Source organism: Coleofasciculaceae cyanobacterium, from assembly GCA_036703275.1.
GTDB lineage: Bacteria > Cyanobacteriota > Cyanobacteriia > Cyanobacteriales > Xenococcaceae > Waterburya.
In genome coordinates, this window is sequence record DATNPK010000021.1 from 77,602 (window position 1) to 94,765 (window position 17,164).

Genomic DNA, 17,164 nt, shown 5'->3' on the forward strand with positions numbered 1-17,164 from the left:
AACTAAAATTGGAAATATAAAAATTCGCTGACTCTAGTAAAACAAAGCAAAGAAAGTGAAGTTAATCCGGCGATAATTACTGTCCAGATTTGGTTGGGTCTCCAAGATAAAGACTGCCAAAATTTTCGTTGCCATTGTGGTTGGTTGTATTCAATCGATTCGGTTAACGCTGGATTATATTTGCCCATCCACTGTTGAGTATTAGGGGTAAACCAAGCAATTAGGAGTAGGATAACGATACCGAAGGTTGAGTATTTCTGGCTTATGCCCACATTGACGGTAAATCCCAAAAACTCTACCCCAAAATTCCGGAGAAAGCCGAGGTAAGGAGCTAAGAATTCTGGTAGATTTATACCATTAAAGCCAAACATTGACATTAACATAGAGATTGCAGTTGCAAAACTATTAGCTTTGAAAAAGACCCAGGAAATTACGACAGCAATAAAGGTTACGATCCACCCAGTACCACGCATTAGCCAATTATCATTCTTTAAGTTGTGTCCCAAACCTTGGCGAACTGAACGATATAGATGATTAATTACTAGATAGAAGCCATGCAAACCACCCCAAAAGATAAAAGTCCAACCAGCACCATGCCATAATCCTCCTAACAGCATAGTGATACCTAAATTAGAGTAACGCCTTAATTCACCTTTACGGCTGCCTCCCAAAGGTATGTATAAGTAATCGCGCAGAAAGTGAGAAAGGGTAATGTGCCATCTGCGCCAAAAATCTACAATACTAATAGCTTTATAAGGTGAATTAAAATTTAATGGCAGTCTAATACCGAACATATATGCTGCACCAATTGCCATATCAGAATAGCCAGAGAAATCAAAATAAAGCTGTAGAGTATAGCCCAAAGCGCCAACCCAAGATTCAGAGAAGGTGAGGTTAATCCCCTGAGATGCAGCAGCAAAAGCTAAATTAGAATATTCAGCAATGCGATCGGCAAATATAACTTTTTTAAACAAACCAGCTACAAAAACTGTTAACCCAATAGATAGAGCTCTTTGACTAAATTTATAGATAGATGCTGTTTCAAATTGTGGCAGTACTTCTTTGTGATGTATAATTGGGCCAGCAATTAACTGAGGGAAAAAACAAACAAATAACATATATTTGCCTAGGTTATATTCTTTGGTTTCTCCTCTGTAGGCATCCACTAAATAAGCAATCTGTTGGAAAGTAAAAAAAGAAATGGCGAGTGGAAGTACAACAGAAGGCAGATCAAAATTTGTTCCGACCAAATGATTTACATTACTAATAAAAAAGTTGGAATATTTGAAATAGCTAATTAATCCTAAGTTAAAAGCGATTCCTAGACCAATTGCTATTTTTTTAACTGTTGGTTTTTTGATTATGTTACTTAGTAAATAACCTAAACGATAATTAATAGCAATCGATAAGAGTATTAATGGTAGATTTAAAGGTCTCCATCTGCCATAAAAAACTAAAGAGGCAAAAACCAACCAAAGAATCGGCAATTGTTGTTTGACATTTTCAGCACGTCTTCCAAGCCAGAAAAATACTAATAAAGTAACAGGTAGAAATAAGAAAATAAATTCAAAAGAATTAAAAAGCATAATTTTAATTTAAAATATTAAGAATTGTTTACCGTTAGCTTTTTTATTTCACGTTTAAAAACCAGAAAAATTGTCGTTGATTTAAAATAAATTATCTTAAGATGGTACGTATTTGTACTAAAGTAAAATATAGATTGGGCTATTGTTAGTTTTGAAAATATTTTTTGTTAATAATTAGTTCATAATGTATTGTTGGTAAATAATTGTTCAGGACTCGAACAAAAGCCAAGATTATTTATTTAGGTAAATAGCCTTGCTTAGTTTCTTGGCGATACAGTAAAAAAACTAGGATCCATAAGCAAACCAGGCGCAGAGAATCGGAAATTAAAGTAGCCCAAGCTGCACCCTGCCAAGAAAACTTGGGTATAAGCCATATATTCAATAAAACATTAACAATTGCAGCTACTACCTGCACTATGCTACGAGTTTTCTGGTGTCCAGAACCAGTTAGGGTATCAGCTGCCAAATATTGAAAGGTAGCGATCGCAGGAAGGGGAGATAACCAGAGTAAAGCGCCAATTGCCTCGCGATATTCTTCGCCCAAAATTACGGGTATAAAAGGAGCTAAAATCCAATAGCCAACTACAGAGACGATCGCATATAGCGTCAAGATGGGCAGTAAGCGTTTGCCGAAACCTAAACTTCCTTTGATTCCTGATGCTCCATGCTGAAAAAATCTAGTATAGGTAGCACCAGATAACGCTAGCAAAGGAACATTACCAACATCAATAAAACGATAAGCAGAACCATAAATACCCGCAGCACCTACACTAGCTAGCTTCCCCAGCATTGACTTATCTAAATTAGCGTTAATGTTATTTGCTGAAGCACTAATTGAAAAATATAATCCTTCACTAATATTAGATTTTAATTCAGATAGTATAGGACGCGGAACACCTAGCATTTTATTAACTAAAATAATAGTAAATGTAGCCATGATTGCCGAACTAACAAAATATAAATAACCCCAAGTAGCAACGCTAGGATTGGTAAAAAATACTGCTAAAGACAATGCAGCCAATAACTTACTACAGGTACTTAAAATTCCTAACTGCGCTGTCTTATTAATCATATTTGTTGCCATCAAACACTTGGAACCCAAATCTAAAAGTGACAAGCAAATTAAATCAGCTAGTAGAATCAGTAATATTGCTCCCCACTGAACATTTTTGGGAAATAACAATGGCGAGAGTAGCAAAAGAATAATAGTAATCAGAGTGCTGTTAGCAGTTATTAAGATCAAACCGTTACCCCAGTAAGTACCGAAAGTCGACCTATCGATCGAAACATTTTTGACCAATAAGTGTTCGCTTCCCAAAGGAATAAAAGGAAAAATAATGGACGCTGTAGCGGTAATTACCACAAATGAGCCATAGTTTTCTTTACCCAACCAACGAGCAACAATAATGAAATATGCTGCTTGCATTACTACGTTAAATAGTTTGGAAAATAACATCCATAGCGTATCTTGCGCCAGACTGCTTTGAAACAATTTTGCTGTTTTAACTTTAATTTCTGTTAGATTCATAGCTTTTATTTCATCTTCTGAAGACTAAAGTACCAATTCTTCAGCAATGGCATATTTTCGGTTTTTGGCTATAACTAAAGAGTAAGATAATAATGCCATATTCAGGAATTACAACGCCAAATAGAATACTTAAAACTAACAGCAACCCATAAGTCCAGGTAAGTAGCTGCATTTGTTCGACAAGAGTGTAGCGAGTCGCTAGATACAAGCCAATTCCAGTGGTTGCGATCGCATAAATACTAAATCTGATGGTTTGGTCAGGATTAATTGTCCAAAAGGAAGAAAAACAAACAATTCCTAGCAAAATCAAGACCAATATATTACTAGAAAATGCTGCCAAAGATCTTTTCCACCTCATTGCTAGCAGCACAAACACCACCAGATAAACGAGAATTGATATTTTAGCGTGAACTGAAAGATCGAGACCAATTACATCAATACCATTCCCTTCATTGGCTCCTCCAGTCAAAAACAAAGGGATGATAGCTTGAGAAAGTTGCAGCAGCGAAACAATGGCAAAAATAAATTCAAAATGTTTAAAAATATCACTCTTGCTTTTGAACATAAAATATGAAAGCCATGTAATAAGAAATTGTTAGTGATTTGTTTGTTGCCAGGATTATGTATTTGCTTGGAGAAATTGCTGCTATGGCGGTTTTCATTGTTTCGCGTTATGACTGTAGCAATTAGAAGCTAAATAAATATGTTTAATGATGTTTTAATTATTCTGACAAGAGTTAAGGTTTAGGTTTACCCAGAGAAAAACCTAGATTTTAACTCTTGTTTATCTTAAGCAGAGTATGTAGAACTAGGGGTATTTTGAAGCAAGTTTTTGCCATCTAAATATTCAGGAATTTTGGCATTCATTAAGTGTAAAATTGTCGGTGCTAAGTCTACCGCTTCACTACCAGATAAATCAAATCCCTGGGGTATGTTGGGTCCTTTTCCCATCAAAAATCCTTGGCTTTTATGTCCTCCTGCGCGACAGTGAGTTAACGGGCCAATCCGTCCCAGTCTTGAGCTGTCAACGACATCAGTAATTGGCTCTTGCCAGAGAATTACAATGTCTGCATCGGGTAGCTTTGGGTTGCTATCTAAAGGATTGGTGCGAGTTACAACAACTTGCTTAACAATTTTGCTTCCAGTCCTAGCGTCCTTGAGGTCATAAAGAATCTCGCTTAATTCGGTACACAAAGCATGATAATCATTCGGCTCAACAATTCCATCCTTGTCTCTACCTTTGAGATTGATCCGAATATGACCATTAGTAAATGCAGGTAGAGCGAATGCCTTCATTTGAGACCAAAGAGGAGAATACCACATACTTGGCATCCAGCCCATAGCTAATTCTTGTTCAATTGGTTCATCTAGCAGGCTATAAGGAGAGAGCAAACCGTGTTTTTTATCTCTCAAGAATTTTTTATGAGTCCAGGTGCGAAATAGTTTTTTAAGGGGATTAGGCTCATGTACTTGACTCCAAATTTCTCCAGGCCAAGAATTCCTAATTGGGTTGGTTACGATCGAGCCTGGTTTAGAACCAACTTTTCCTGGAGCGATCGCCGCTTGACCATAATGGAAACGATAAAGTAATTCTGGCAGTACCGCCATACTTAATAAATCGGTAAAGTTGGCTGCCATACCGTGAACTGAAAAACACAGCACGTTAGCATCTTGAGGGGCAACCGCTAAAATTTCACCTATGGCAGTATCGACCTGTTTGTAGGTACTTAATACTGGGTCTGGTTTAGTACCATTTTTACTGAGGTGATTGTATACAGGATGGTCAGCCTGACTATGGTTGTATAAGTCGTGTCCTACGGTATGAGTTTCGCCAAATACCATCAGAAACAAATCCCAGTTGTCGCGCTGAAGTAAGTCACGGGCGATCGCTGAATGCCCATCAACACTCTCTTTTAATGCTTGTTGAATCCAGCTAACGTATTCAGGATTCCACCATAGTCCGTTGTCGTTATGTAATACTAAATTCTTGCCATATTTTTCAACTACGTCAGCAAAAATCTCTGGAGGATTGGAAGCACTAACAGTGTAGGGATAATGTCCACCCCAGCCTAAGATTTGTAACCCATTAACCTGATCTGAAAGAGTAGTGACAGGAACATCTAAAACAGCTACTTTGTAGTCTTCTCCTAAAGCATAAAAGGGAGGATATTCTTGGTAGTCGTAACCACTAGTCACTACATCACAAACAATTTCATAGTTCTTTGGGTTGTAGCTGACTGTATCCCAATAGCCTAATGTATCAGCACGACATCCAGTAGAAAAAGTTGCCCATAAGGGTTCAGTCGTGGAATACTCTGTGGATACACCGCAGTAGTTTACCGTATTATTCAAACGGCTGTAAGTTCCATCATGACAAATTTTGCTTAAGTTAGGTAGATGTCCTGCTGTCATCCATTCTTCAATTAATCTAGGTTCGGCTGCGTCTAAGCCGATGACAATAGTTGATTTTTTCATGTTTGCATAAAAAAGAATTACTCCAGGTTACTATTTATTTACGAGTACAACGTAAAAATTAGGTAAATTTAAGCAGCTGCTGTTTGGGAATGACTATTTTCAGGCGAACTAGAAAAGTAGTTTTTGCTGTATTTGGCATGGTACGAATAACGGTCAAATTCTTTCAACTTAACACCATTAATTATCATTCCTAAAACCTTTTGAGATAAATTAGCGTTAGCTATAGTTTCCTGAGATAATTGAGCACTCTCATTTTCGACAATTCCTGGGCGACTTACCAAGACAATCCCATCAGCTAGTTTGCTCAAAGTTAGAACATCTGCCGTAACCGCCAATGGTGGAGCATCAATAATAACTAGCTCATATTCTTTTCTGGCTGCTGCAACCAACTCGCTCATTTCCGCAGAATCTAACAGGGCAAGAGGATTTGGGGCAATTGTTCCTGAAGTTAGCACGTCAAGATGTTTCATGGGCTGAGTCACTGCTTGCTGAAGCGGTATCTTCTGGGTCACGATATCTTTGATCCCAGTCTGATTATTTAGCTGCCATAAATTATGCTGAGAAGCCTTTCTTAAATCACCATCAATGAGTAGAACTTTCCGACCTAACTGAGCCATAGCAGCGGCTAAATTGGCAGCCACAGTAGACTTACCTTCTCCTGGAACAGAGCTAGTCATTAAAATAACCTTAGGCTGACGTTTAACTGCAAGGAATTTGAGATTAGTCTGAATCATGCGATAGATTTCGCTGGCGAAAGAATCAGGTTCTCTTTGAACGATAATTCCTCCTCGATCGCTTTGTAGAGTATCTAAAGGAACAATTCCTACTACCTGGTAGGCAAACCTTTGTTTAATTTCAGGAATGGTTTTAAGGGTACGATCCTGCATTTCTAACAAAATTACCGTCAAATTAGACAAAAATAAACCCATTAAAACACCTAAAAGTATTAGTGGTATTCTACCAGTGCTACCCTCCTCTGGAACTGGTCCTGATTCAATGATCTCAGCATTGCCAGTCTGTTGATTAATTAGTACATCTAGATCGGATTTATTATCTAATAATGTGTTGTATGTAGAACGGGCGCTTTCGACTTCTCTTAGTAGGGACTGCTCTTGTTTTTCTAACCTGGGGATCTCTTTAGCCCGGTCTAAATATGCTTGCTGATATTGATATAAAGAAGACAGTTCAGTCTGCAAACTTAGTTCTTCTATTTTCAAATTAATAAATTTTTCTAACTGATTTTCTTTTAAGTTGCCACTGACTAATAACCCCTCAAAAACTTTTGCTCCGACATATTGACTAACCAAATTTTTTAGTTGAGAATTTAAATCCTGCTTTTTTGCTTCGAGACTAGCTATTGTTGGGTGATTGTCTTTAAATCTTTGGCGTTCTTGAGATAATTCTGTTTCTGTAGCACCTAACTGTTCGAGAATGCTTTGGACTTGAGGCGTATTCCCTAATTGATTGGCTGCGATCGCCTGTTTCAGATTTAAGCCAAGTTGATTTTGCAAACTGCCTGTTTGAGCTTTTTTTCCCTGTAGTTCAGCTCCTACTGAAGATATTTGGCGATTAAGAGTGCCAATTTCTGATACCAGAACTCTTTTCTCTTCTGTTAAATCTACAACCTGATTTTTTTCGTAGAAGCTCTGTAAACGAGATTCTAATCCTTGAAGTTTGTCTTCTACTTTAGGTATTGAATTAGTAATAAAACTATCTGCACTGGCAGTTGCAGATTTATTGCTGCGGACTTGTTCCTCAATGTACACATCCATTAAAGTGTTTACTACCTTAGAAGAAATTATCGGATCGGGATCTTTATATTCAATCGAAATAACATCAGTTCCCCCTACTATCTCGACAAATAGTCTTTCCTTTAATTCTTTGGTTTTGAGTGGCTCACCATCAGCATTTTCTAATTTTAATTTATCTATAGTTTCTTGCAGAACAGGCTCTGAAGTCATTCGTAACCGCTCTGTGCTTAAAGGAGTTTGAGTATTTAATATAGAATCGAACTCATTAGCATTTTCTTGTAAATCGAGAAGAGAATTAGGATTATTTTTTCTAAATAAAATTTTTCCTTCGGATTTATAGGTTTTTTCTAAGAACCCAGTTAGAAAAAAAGTAGTCCCAACAGTGAAAGCAAACACAGCTAGTGCTGGAAACCAGCGACGTTTCAGTTTGACAAAATATTCTCCTATATTAATATCAAGTTCTGACCGCTGATTTGGATAAGAACTGTGGTTTTGCTGTAGGTTGGTCATAGTGTTATTCTTTAAACGTCGTGTTTTCCTCTAAAAAAATGTCTTAATATTTACTGTTATAAAGAATTTATAAGCGATTAGACAGGTGAATATATTAAAGTTTTAGTAAAGTTGAGGTCAAATAATATAAAAATATTAAAAAGCAGCCAAAAAGTAATTTGATATTAATTAGTTTAACAAGACTTTTGTTTAAAACAACAGCATATTAATTATCTAGTTAAATTTAACTAGATAATATTAGTTTAATATGGAAAGACAACATGATTATAACTCAATAAATATTAGTGAAATAGATTCGCAAATTTAGATCTAAATAGTCAGTTTATTTAATTGGAAAAAATTAGAGTTTTAATTTCGGCTTTAAATAAAAAGCCAAATTATACAAGCTCAGTAGTGTAACTGATTAATTTTGTAGTATTAAATCGCCATCTTGATGAATATTTTGCTAAACCGACTAATATTAACCAATGTAGTAATTAAAATATTAATTAATTGATATCACTATTATAAAATAAATCAAATAGGTGAATTTATCTAAAATACTGTAATAATTCTTCTGAAAGTTTACTATCCTATTTTATAAATGCTTTAGATTTTACCATTTTTGGTTAGTTTATGGAAACTTTCGAGTGAATAATTGATAAAATTTCCTTATTTACTATTTAAGTTATTTTGATTATTAACCATAATAAATAATCAAAATAATTAAAATTTATTTCAATTAACAATAACTTGGTAAAACTAATTATAAAAATCATTCAAATCATAATTTTGTGATCTTTACCGATAACATAAAGGTTGACTTTTGGTTATTAATCCTTAACTGGCATTGACTAATTAAATATGACTATTATCAAAGTGGAACAATAATTCTTCAAACTGCTGCCTCGTCTAATAAGATCAATAGTATATTTATATTTGAAATTTTTAGCTAGTTTCGCTTTTATTTTTAAATCGCAAACTTAATTGGTTTGCAATTGCCATGAAAGTATTTGATTTTTCAACTCCGTGTATCGTAAGGATATTAAAACTCAACGCTATTAATGTTTTGATTTTAGCCATAGCTATACTATTTACTAATACTGATAACGCCACGGCAAATCAAACAGACAAAACAATTAGAGGTGAATCTGGTGGTTCTACAGATAGTCAGGGTTGCGGTTTTGTTCCTAGTACCCCTAGTTATCAAATGAACGTCGAGCAAAGAATTGATTATATGCGTTTTACAGTTCAAACGAATGGAGGTCAACCAACTTTGTTGGTAATAGGACCAAATCAAGGAGATAGTTTTTGTGTTTTAGGAGATAAGGTGTCAGGGTTAAAACCTGAAATTTCTGGAGTATGGGAAGCAGGCTACTATCAAATTTATGTTGGCGATCGCACTGGTAGCCGACATCAATTTACTTTAGATATTTCTACCGATAACTAATTCTTAATTGTTAGTTGCTTTCTTCGATACTTTGAGCCGATACTTCCACCGCATCTACGTCTATTGTGCCAGGCGGAGTCATGCGACTAAAGCTTTCTGCTTCAACTTGTAAAGCTTCACCGCAGCTAGGACAATTAAATACCGTGTTTTTAAATCCCGTAAATTCGTAGCTGCATACGGGACATCGATCTTGAATTAGTTTGCGCCTCAACCACCATTGAAACCCCCAAAAGGCAACTACCGGAACTATAAAAAGTAGCGCAATCAAAATGATAAAGCCATTGATTATCCAGCCTAAACCTACACTGGTCAAGATAAATACAATAAGAATTATGCTTGCCCAGCAGCCAAGACCAGATGTATTAAGTTGAAGTAGTTTGTTAAAGCGATCATTCACTGTTATTAGCCACTTGCCCTTGAGGAATTATGATATCTCACCCTTTAATTTTAGTCTAACTCGATTTCGGATCGGCAATCACGGTCACACACTGTAGCAATCTAGCTAGAAACAATGGGTAACCGTGATTAATTGTGAATATTTACTTAAACATCAAAACTGTCATCTAACTGGGGAATTATGCTGCTGGCTTATAAGCCGTCCAATATTTACTAACAAAGTGATTTTCAACTTTAATATTGCTAAATCCTGCTGTTGTTAAACGCTCTTCTAGATTGTCGGTAGTGTAATGTCTATAGTAGGGTTCATGAAAGATAGCAGGAAAATTATTCATCATAGTTTGAAAATCAGGGGAGTCAATCGCCTGCATTGAATCACAGATTACGAACACACCTCCTGGTTGTAGGACACGAAACGCTTCGTTGATTACATTTTGTCTCGCAGCCGCGGGTAATTCATGAAATAAGAATACCGAACTGAGTCCGTGGAAATAGTTATCTAAATATGGTAATTGCTCGGCATTAGCCTGAAGCAGTTGGGGTAATTCACCTGATATCTCACAAAGTAGCTGATTGGCTTTGCGGAGATAGGCAGGAGATAAATCTGTACCAAACAAAGATACTTTAGGTAAAGTAGCACGAAGCATACGTAAGGTACGACCAGTACCACAAGCCACGTCCAAGACTTTGAGCTGTTGAACTGGTACATGGGAAAAAGTCTGTAGTCCTTGTTTAAGAGGGGCGAGGATTCGCCGACGCATTGCATCTGCTGCACCATTAAACAAAATCTCTACCTGTAAATCGTAGAGGTTGGCTGACATATCACTGAGATAGCCATCTGTTTGATAGTGAAAGTTTTGCAAATAATAGTCAGGATAGCCGACTCGATCGATTGCAGCATCAAAGCTTTGGAAATCTTTCTTTTCTAAGCGTCCCCAAATTTTGAACATATCTAACCAAACTTCGGGATAATAACGGAAGAAATCAGACCATGGATTGTCAAACAGCAAGCTATTGGGGTATATTCCCTGTTGAGCATCCTGCCAATCTTTTTCTTCTAATGCCTTTAGTTTTACCTGAAGTATTTGAAAAACTTCAGGATCGAGAGGCTGGCTTTTGCTGGCTTGTTCGGGAATAATTGTTTTAGTAAGGCGATCGCTTACTAATTTATGTACGAAACCGAATACTTTTTTACTTTCTTGAAACCCTTGATAGGCTACTCTGGTTAAAGGTTCAGGAATGAATTGATCTAGATTTGGAGTTGACTGCATGAATGTAGATTAAGATAATTGCGATGTGCCAGATTAAAGATTGCTGGCAGCTTGATTTAAGTTTTATTGTGTTTTATCGATATATTTAAAGTATAAACAACTAACCTAAAGAAGATAACTATAAATAGAAAAAGGCAGCCAAATTATTAGCAGCCTTAAAAAATATTTGGCATATACGATTAAAAAATTTAGTCTATATATCGTACTACTTCGTTGCTATGCAAACAGACTTTAGGCATAAGAGCATTTATTATCATCATCGGCACGATATCCCACCGCACAAAGCACAGATGACGACTCTGTGTAACTAGGTAAAATCCAAACTAACCGATCCTCATTATTAGGTATGATTCCTCTAGATCGACCCGATCCTGTTCGCTTAGAAATTTTTAATAATCTTTATCAGTTTATTGCTGAACAAATGGGTATTGTCTTGCAGAATACTGCTACTTCAGTAAATATCAAAGAGCGATTAGATTTTTCCTGTGCAATTTTTGATAGCTATGGCTCTTTAGTAGCCAATGCGCCTCATATTCCTGTACATCTTGGCTCAATGAGTGCTAGCGTTATTAGCTTAATTGAGGCAATGAGAGATGAAATTCAATCAGGCAATATTTATTTATCGAATAATCCCTACAATGGCGGAACACATCTTCCTGACGTGACGGTAGTTACTCCCGTTTTTAATGAGCAGATTCGACCCATCTTCTATGTTGCTTCTCGTGGCCATCAGGGAGATCTCGGTGGTATAACTCCAGGTTCAATGCCGCCCTACAGTCGAAATATTGAGGAAGAAGGAATTTTATTCGATAACTTTTTGTTGGTAGAAGGAGGAAAATTCAGGGAAACTGCTGTTAGAGAAGTTTTAGCTAATCATACTTATCCTGCCAGAAATCCTGACCAAAATATTGCTGATTTTAAAGCACAGATTGCTGCGAATAATCGTGGAGTAAAAGAATTGCTTAAAATGGTCGATCAATATGGGATAGAAACTGTACAGACTTATATGCAGTTTGTTCAAGATAATGCTGAAGCAGCAGTAAAAAAGGCGATCGCCGTGCTGCAAGATGGTGAGTTCGTTTGTGAGATGGACAACGGTGCCAAAATACAGGTAAAAGTAACTATAGATCGACACAGCCTTGAGGCAACCGTTGATTTTACAGGTACTTCTACTCAATTAGATAACAACTTTAATGCTCCTGCTGCGGTATGCCAGGCTGCTATCTTATATGTTTTTCGAACTTTGGTTCAGGATCGTATTCCCCTTAATGCAGGTTGTCTTAAACCGCTAAAAATCATCATTCCTGAAGGCTGTATGCTTAATCCACAATATCCCGCTGCTGTGGTCGCAGGAAATGTAGAAACATCGCAAAATATTACCGATTGCCTATATGGTGCTTTGGGAATTATGGCCGCATCCCAAGGAACGATGAATAATTTTACTTTTGGTAACACACAGTATCAGTATTATGAAACTATTTGTGGTGGTTCGGGTGCAGGTAAAAATTTTGCGGGTACTGATGCGGTACAAACTCAGATGACTAATTCTCGTCTCACCGATCCAGAGATTTTAGAGCAACGTTTTCCCGTACTTTTAGAAAACTTTAGTATTCGTCAAAATAGTGGTGGAAAAGGACGTAACTGTGGTGGGAATGGTGTGGTGAGGAAAGTACGGTTTCTAGCCAAGATGACAGCGGGAATTTTATCTAATCGTAGACGTATTTTGCCTTTTGGTTTGGCGGGAGGCGCAGCAGGAAAAGCTGGTCGAAACTACATTGAAAAAACTGGCATTATCGAAGAATTAGGTAGTAAAGCTACAGTAGAAATGCAGCCTGGAGATACATTGGTGATTGAAACTCCAGGCGGTGGTGGGTATGGCCGATCACAAGAGCATTTCTAATTTTAACTTACTGCGCTTTTCAAACCAGTAGACCACAATACTAAAATTTAAACAAGCTAAAAGTGAGACAGTTGCGTCCCTGAACGGACGACGCGAAGCTTACCCGAAGGGCTAATAGCGCAGCGCGTACGCGGACGTGCCTCCAGGCACTAATCCTTTAGGGCAGATCGTCCCGTCGTGTTTTGGGTAAGAATATTCTTACCCAAAAGCCGACGAGTCTTGCGACGATATCCGAAGGTGTCCCTAAAGGGATACACTTCGATATATCCTTTAGGACTGCTTCAAGAAAACGTAGTCTATTCAACTGAAAACGGCTGTAATTACAGTCCGAAAGTACAACAACATGTTGGTACAGAACATTGAAAGAAATATTGTATTAGCAGATGATATGTGGCTGGATCTATTAACTAGAGCTACTGTATTTGAATAAAATCTAATTGAGCAAACTAACGCATCAATAAAAAATAAATAGCGATCGCCGTAATTTACTAGAAAGCGATCGCTGTTGTTCTGTTGGCAAGTTTACTCAGAATAAATATTGATTATTTATATCTGTGAGCTATCTATGAGCCTCAATTGTCGTCAATAGAAGTACTCAAACGTAACTTTTGACAGTCAATTGTTTCGGAGATAATCGAGCTAATACTCATGCCAGTATGAATTTCTAACTTAGCTGCCAGCGGAGCTTTAAATATTAACCGTTGTCCAGGGAAAACTACTCGTTCAAAACACCAGTTAGGAATGTTGGTAATTCGAGCTACTTCTACATGAGCAGTAGCATTTACATAGCAACAAAGAGCAAGTTGAGAAGTAGGTGGGGTAAGAGAAGATAACATTGTTTTAATTTTTTTTTAGGCTGTATGCTCGGTCAGTGATGTTTTTTCTTTTAAGCTTGCTTCAACTAAACACTGATTAAACGCTTTGACTTAAAGATGGCTATAAAAAATAAATAGCAAGCTAAAGATATTTATTTTTTTCCGATGACTACAAGCTTTAGGCTTGATCCCTAGTCTATCCTAAAGTATTTTTCCTGAATATCTATCTTTAGATATTATTTTTTAATGATTTCTCGGACTATTTTCGGACTTGAGAATCCACCCAAAAATTTAGTTTTCATTTTAACAAATAGGTTGATTAAAATTTTCTCAGTAAAATTACTGAAAATTAAATCCTAGAAAACACTGCGTTTGACGCTTTATGATTAATATGGCTTCAGTAGAAATACCAAACAACCAAATAGATAGAGTGAATTTTTTGCCCGCTTAATTATTGGGTTAAAAACGGTTGGCAATCAAAACAAAAATAAGTTTAACAGTTTGAGGAGCTTTAGATTTTTTTAAGATTTCCGATATCCGAAATCTTGTTCTTGCCTAAAAACACAGCACGAGCAAAATAGCCATTTAATTAAAATAGCTTTATGACAACTAATAAGAACCTTTAACAGCAGGATCTATTCCCCAGGATTGAATTCAGGGCGATATTTTTGCTGAACAATTACATAAACCTTTAACGACGTTCTTCTTTCGAACAAGATAAGCTTGTATAACTTTAGAATTGTTAATCTGAGGAATCAATTATGCGGGTTTTATTACTATACCCTTTATTTCCCCAAAGTTTCTGGTCGTTTGAGAAAACACTAGCCTTAGTAGACTGCAAAGCTCTGATGCCACCTTTGGGTTTAATTACTGTGGCAGCTATATTGCCACAAGAATGGCAGTTTAAGCTAGTAGACCACAATGTCCAAGAAATTACTGAGTCAGATTGGGATTGGGCAGAATTAGTAGTTATCTCGGGCATGATCGTGCAGAAAAACGATATGTTAGCTCAAATAGCCGAGGCTAAACGCCGAAACAAATTAGTTGCTGTTGGAGGCCCTTACGCCACAACTTCTCCTCAAGAAGTAGAGGCGGCTGACTTTTTAATCTTAGACGAGGGAGAAATTACTTTGCCTATGTTTATCGCTGCAATTGAACGTGGCGATCGCGAAGGCGTTTTTCGTTCAACAGAAAAGCCTGCGGTAACTGAAACTCCAATTCCCCGTTATGACTTACTAGATTTGACTGCCTACGACAATATGTCGGTACAGTTTTCGCGTGGTTGTCCTTTCCAGTGCGAATTCTGTGACATTATCGTGCTTTATGGGCGCAAACCCCGTACCAAGACTCCCCAGCAGCTACTAGCAGAATTAGAGCGTATTTACGATCTAGGTTGGCGTGGCGCAGTTTTCATGGTGGATGATAATTTCATTGGCAACAAACGTAACGTTAAACTGTTGCTTAAAGAATTAAAAATTTGGATGGCAGAAAAAAGCTATCCGTTTGGCTTAACCACCGAAGCTTCGGTAGATTTGGCTCAAGATGATGAGTTAATGAAATTAATGGTCGAATGTAACTTCAAAAAAGTCTTTTTAGGTATTGAAACTCCCGATCAAGATAGCCTAGCTTTAACCAGTAAATTTCAGAATACTCGCGATCCTCTGACTGAATCGATCGATAAGATCACAACAGCAGGAATGCAGGTAATGGCAGGGTTCATTATTGGCTTTGATGGTGAGAAACCCCAGGCTGGCGATCGCATTGTCCAGTTTGTCGAACAAACCAATATTCCTTTGGCCATGTTTAGTATGCTCCAAGCTTTGCCTAGTACAGCTTTGTGGGATAGGTTAGCCAAGGAGGGTAGGCTGCTCAACTCATCGGCGAATATCAATCAGACAACCCTGATGAACTTTGTTCCCACCAGAGATATTGAAGAAATTGCCACTGAATATGTTAATGCTTTTTGGCAGCTTTACGATCCAGCAGCTTATTTAGATCGTATCTTCCGCTATTACATGAAATTAGGTGAGGCTAAAAACGTTCAATCTAAAAGACCGAGTTGGAAAACAATTCGTGCTTTAGGTTTAATCTTGTGGAAACAGGGTGTATTGGCTCAAACTCGCCTGTTATTTTGGCGTAATTTGATTCAGGTATTGTTGAAAAAACCCCGCCAGTTAGAGATTTATTTAACTTTATGCGCGTATCTCGAGCATTTTACCGAGTATCGTTTTATTGTCAGAGAACAAATTAATACTCAACTAGCTAACTACATAGCTTCTAAACCCAAAGCTGAAAGCATGGCTAGGTAAAAAAAATAGGAATGAGGGATCGAGAATGAGGTAAGAATTGAGCAGCTGTTCTGGTATTTTCTCTACTCCCTTGCTCCTCTGTTCTCAATTAAGGCGATCGCCTGTTTGGATATCAAACCAGTGAATTTTACTGGGTTGAATGACTAAGGAAAGGGTTCGATCTTGCCATTCGGTATCACTTGGTAATAAAGCTCTAATAGTAGTTTCCGAGCCGTTTATTCTTACGCTGATTAGATTATCTTTACCCAATTGTTCGACTAGATAAACTTGACCCACAATAGTTGTTTCTGATTCACCAGTAGCAACGAAGACATCTTCGGGTCTAATACCAAAGACAATTTGAGTAAGTTTTTCGCTCATAGCAGGTAGCTTAAGCTGATGTTTACCTAAAAGTGCTTTATCGTTCTCACATCTTAGAGTCAAAAGGTTCATTTGAGGGCTGCCGACAAAGCTAGCGACAAATTCATTAGCGGGATGGGAATAAATGCGACTGGGAGGATCGAGCTGTTGGATTATGCCCTGATTTAAGACTGCAACCTTAGTTGAAAGAGTCATTGCCTCAGTTTGGTCATGGGTAACATAAACTACTGGCTTGTTTTGCTCTTTAAATAGTTGTTTCATCTGCGCTCTAACTTGCTCTCGTAATAGAGCATCTAAATTACTCAAAGGTTCATCCAATAAAAATACTTCGGGATCTCTGACTAAAGCTCTGGCTAAGGCTACTCTCTGTCTTTGTCCCCCAGACATTTGACCAGGCTTGCGGTTAAGCAAACTGGTTAATTCTAATTGATGGGCTGCTTCGTTTACCCTACGTTTAATTTCAGCATCAGGCATTTTGCGTAGTTTCAGTGCTGTAGCAATATTTTCTGCTGCTGTCATGTGGGGATAAAGAGCATAGCTTTGAAACACCATTGCCATATTACGATCGCCAGGTGCAGCTCGATTGACATTCTTGCCGCCGATAATTACTTCCCCCCTGGTTGGAGGTTCTAAACCAGCAATGAGGCGTAGTAGAGTGGATTTTCCGCAGCCAGAAGGACCTAATAAAGTTAAAAATTCGCCATCATCAATTTCTAAGGAAACATCTTTTACAGGAATAACATCAGCTCGATATTTCTTTTGTAAATTTTGTAATTTTAGTTTTGCCATGTTTTAAATAAATAAATTCTTATATTCAGCTTTTACAATAAGAAA

At 37.3% G+C, this 17,164-nt stretch carries 12 protein-coding genes; 3 read left to right on the forward strand and 9 right to left on the reverse strand.

Annotated features, from left to right (window positions below):
• Positions 1-2 precede the first annotated feature (2 nt).
• The 5 genes from V6C71_04665 to V6C71_04685 form a co-directional block, all read right to left on the reverse strand.
• Positions 3-1,586 (reverse strand): MBOAT family protein, encoded by a 1,584-nt coding sequence (locus V6C71_04665; GenBank protein HEY9767787.1) that lies wholly within the window; start codon positions 1,584-1,586, stop codon positions 3-5.
• Between the two features lie 235 nt (positions 1,587-1,821).
• A complete protein-coding gene (locus V6C71_04670; GenBank protein ID HEY9767788.1) occupies positions 1,822-3,114 on the reverse strand; it encodes an oligosaccharide flippase family protein in 1,293 nt (430 codons plus the stop codon).
• Between the two features lie 40 nt (positions 3,115-3,154).
• Complete coding sequence (locus tag V6C71_04675) at positions 3,155-3,679, reverse strand: hypothetical protein (protein HEY9767789.1); 525 nt, start codon at positions 3,677-3,679, stop codon at positions 3,155-3,157.
• A 224-nt stretch (positions 3,680-3,903) separates the two neighbouring features.
• Positions 3,904-5,589, reverse strand: a complete 1,686-nt coding sequence (locus tag V6C71_04680) for an alkaline phosphatase family protein (protein HEY9767790.1) — start codon at positions 5,587-5,589, stop codon at positions 3,904-3,906.
• Between the two features lie 68 nt (positions 5,590-5,657).
• Entirely contained in the window at positions 5,658-7,850 is a 2,193-nt protein-coding gene (locus V6C71_04685) for a polysaccharide biosynthesis tyrosine autokinase (protein HEY9767791.1), read from the reverse strand.
• A 982-nt stretch (positions 7,851-8,832) separates the two neighbouring features.
• Between V6C71_04685 and V6C71_04690 the strand changes: the two genes are divergently transcribed.
• Positions 8,833-9,279, forward strand: a complete 447-nt coding sequence (locus tag V6C71_04690) for a hypothetical protein (GenBank protein HEY9767792.1) — start codon at positions 8,833-8,835, stop codon at positions 9,277-9,279.
• 10 nt (positions 9,280-9,289) lie between these two features.
• On the opposite strand, the gene V6C71_04695 is transcribed toward V6C71_04690, so the two are convergent.
• Both V6C71_04695 and V6C71_04700 read right to left on the reverse strand, forming a co-directional pair.
• Positions 9,290-9,676 (reverse strand): hypothetical protein, encoded by a 387-nt coding sequence (locus tag V6C71_04695; protein HEY9767793.1) that lies wholly within the window; start codon positions 9,674-9,676, stop codon positions 9,290-9,292.
• A 178-nt stretch (positions 9,677-9,854) separates the two neighbouring features.
• Entirely contained in the window at positions 9,855-10,946 is a 1,092-nt protein-coding gene (locus tag V6C71_04700) for a class I SAM-dependent methyltransferase (GenBank protein ID HEY9767794.1), read from the reverse strand.
• A 346-nt stretch (positions 10,947-11,292) separates the two neighbouring features.
• Between V6C71_04700 and V6C71_04705 the strand changes: the two genes are divergently transcribed.
• A complete protein-coding gene (locus V6C71_04705) occupies positions 11,293-12,846 on the forward strand; it encodes a hydantoinase B/oxoprolinase family protein (protein HEY9767795.1) in 1,554 nt (517 codons plus the stop codon).
• Between the two features lie 572 nt (positions 12,847-13,418).
• Here V6C71_04705 and V6C71_04710 read toward each other — a convergent pair.
• On the reverse strand, positions 13,419-13,682 hold the full coding sequence (locus tag V6C71_04710; GenBank protein ID HEY9767796.1) for a DUF1830 domain-containing protein: 264 nt from the start codon (positions 13,680-13,682) through the stop codon (positions 13,419-13,421).
• A gap of 740 nt (positions 13,683-14,422) precedes the next feature.
• Between V6C71_04710 and V6C71_04715 the strand changes: the two genes are divergently transcribed.
• Entirely contained in the window at positions 14,423-15,970 is a 1,548-nt protein-coding gene (locus tag V6C71_04715) for a B12-binding domain-containing radical SAM protein (protein ID HEY9767797.1), read from the forward strand.
• A gap of 84 nt (positions 15,971-16,054) precedes the next feature.
• On the opposite strand, the gene V6C71_04720 is transcribed toward V6C71_04715, so the two are convergent.
• Positions 16,055-17,119: an ABC transporter ATP-binding protein gene (locus tag V6C71_04720; protein HEY9767798.1), complete on the reverse strand. Its 1,065-nt coding sequence runs from the start codon at positions 17,117-17,119 to the stop codon at positions 16,055-16,057.
• Between the last annotated feature and the right edge of the window lie 45 nt (positions 17,120-17,164).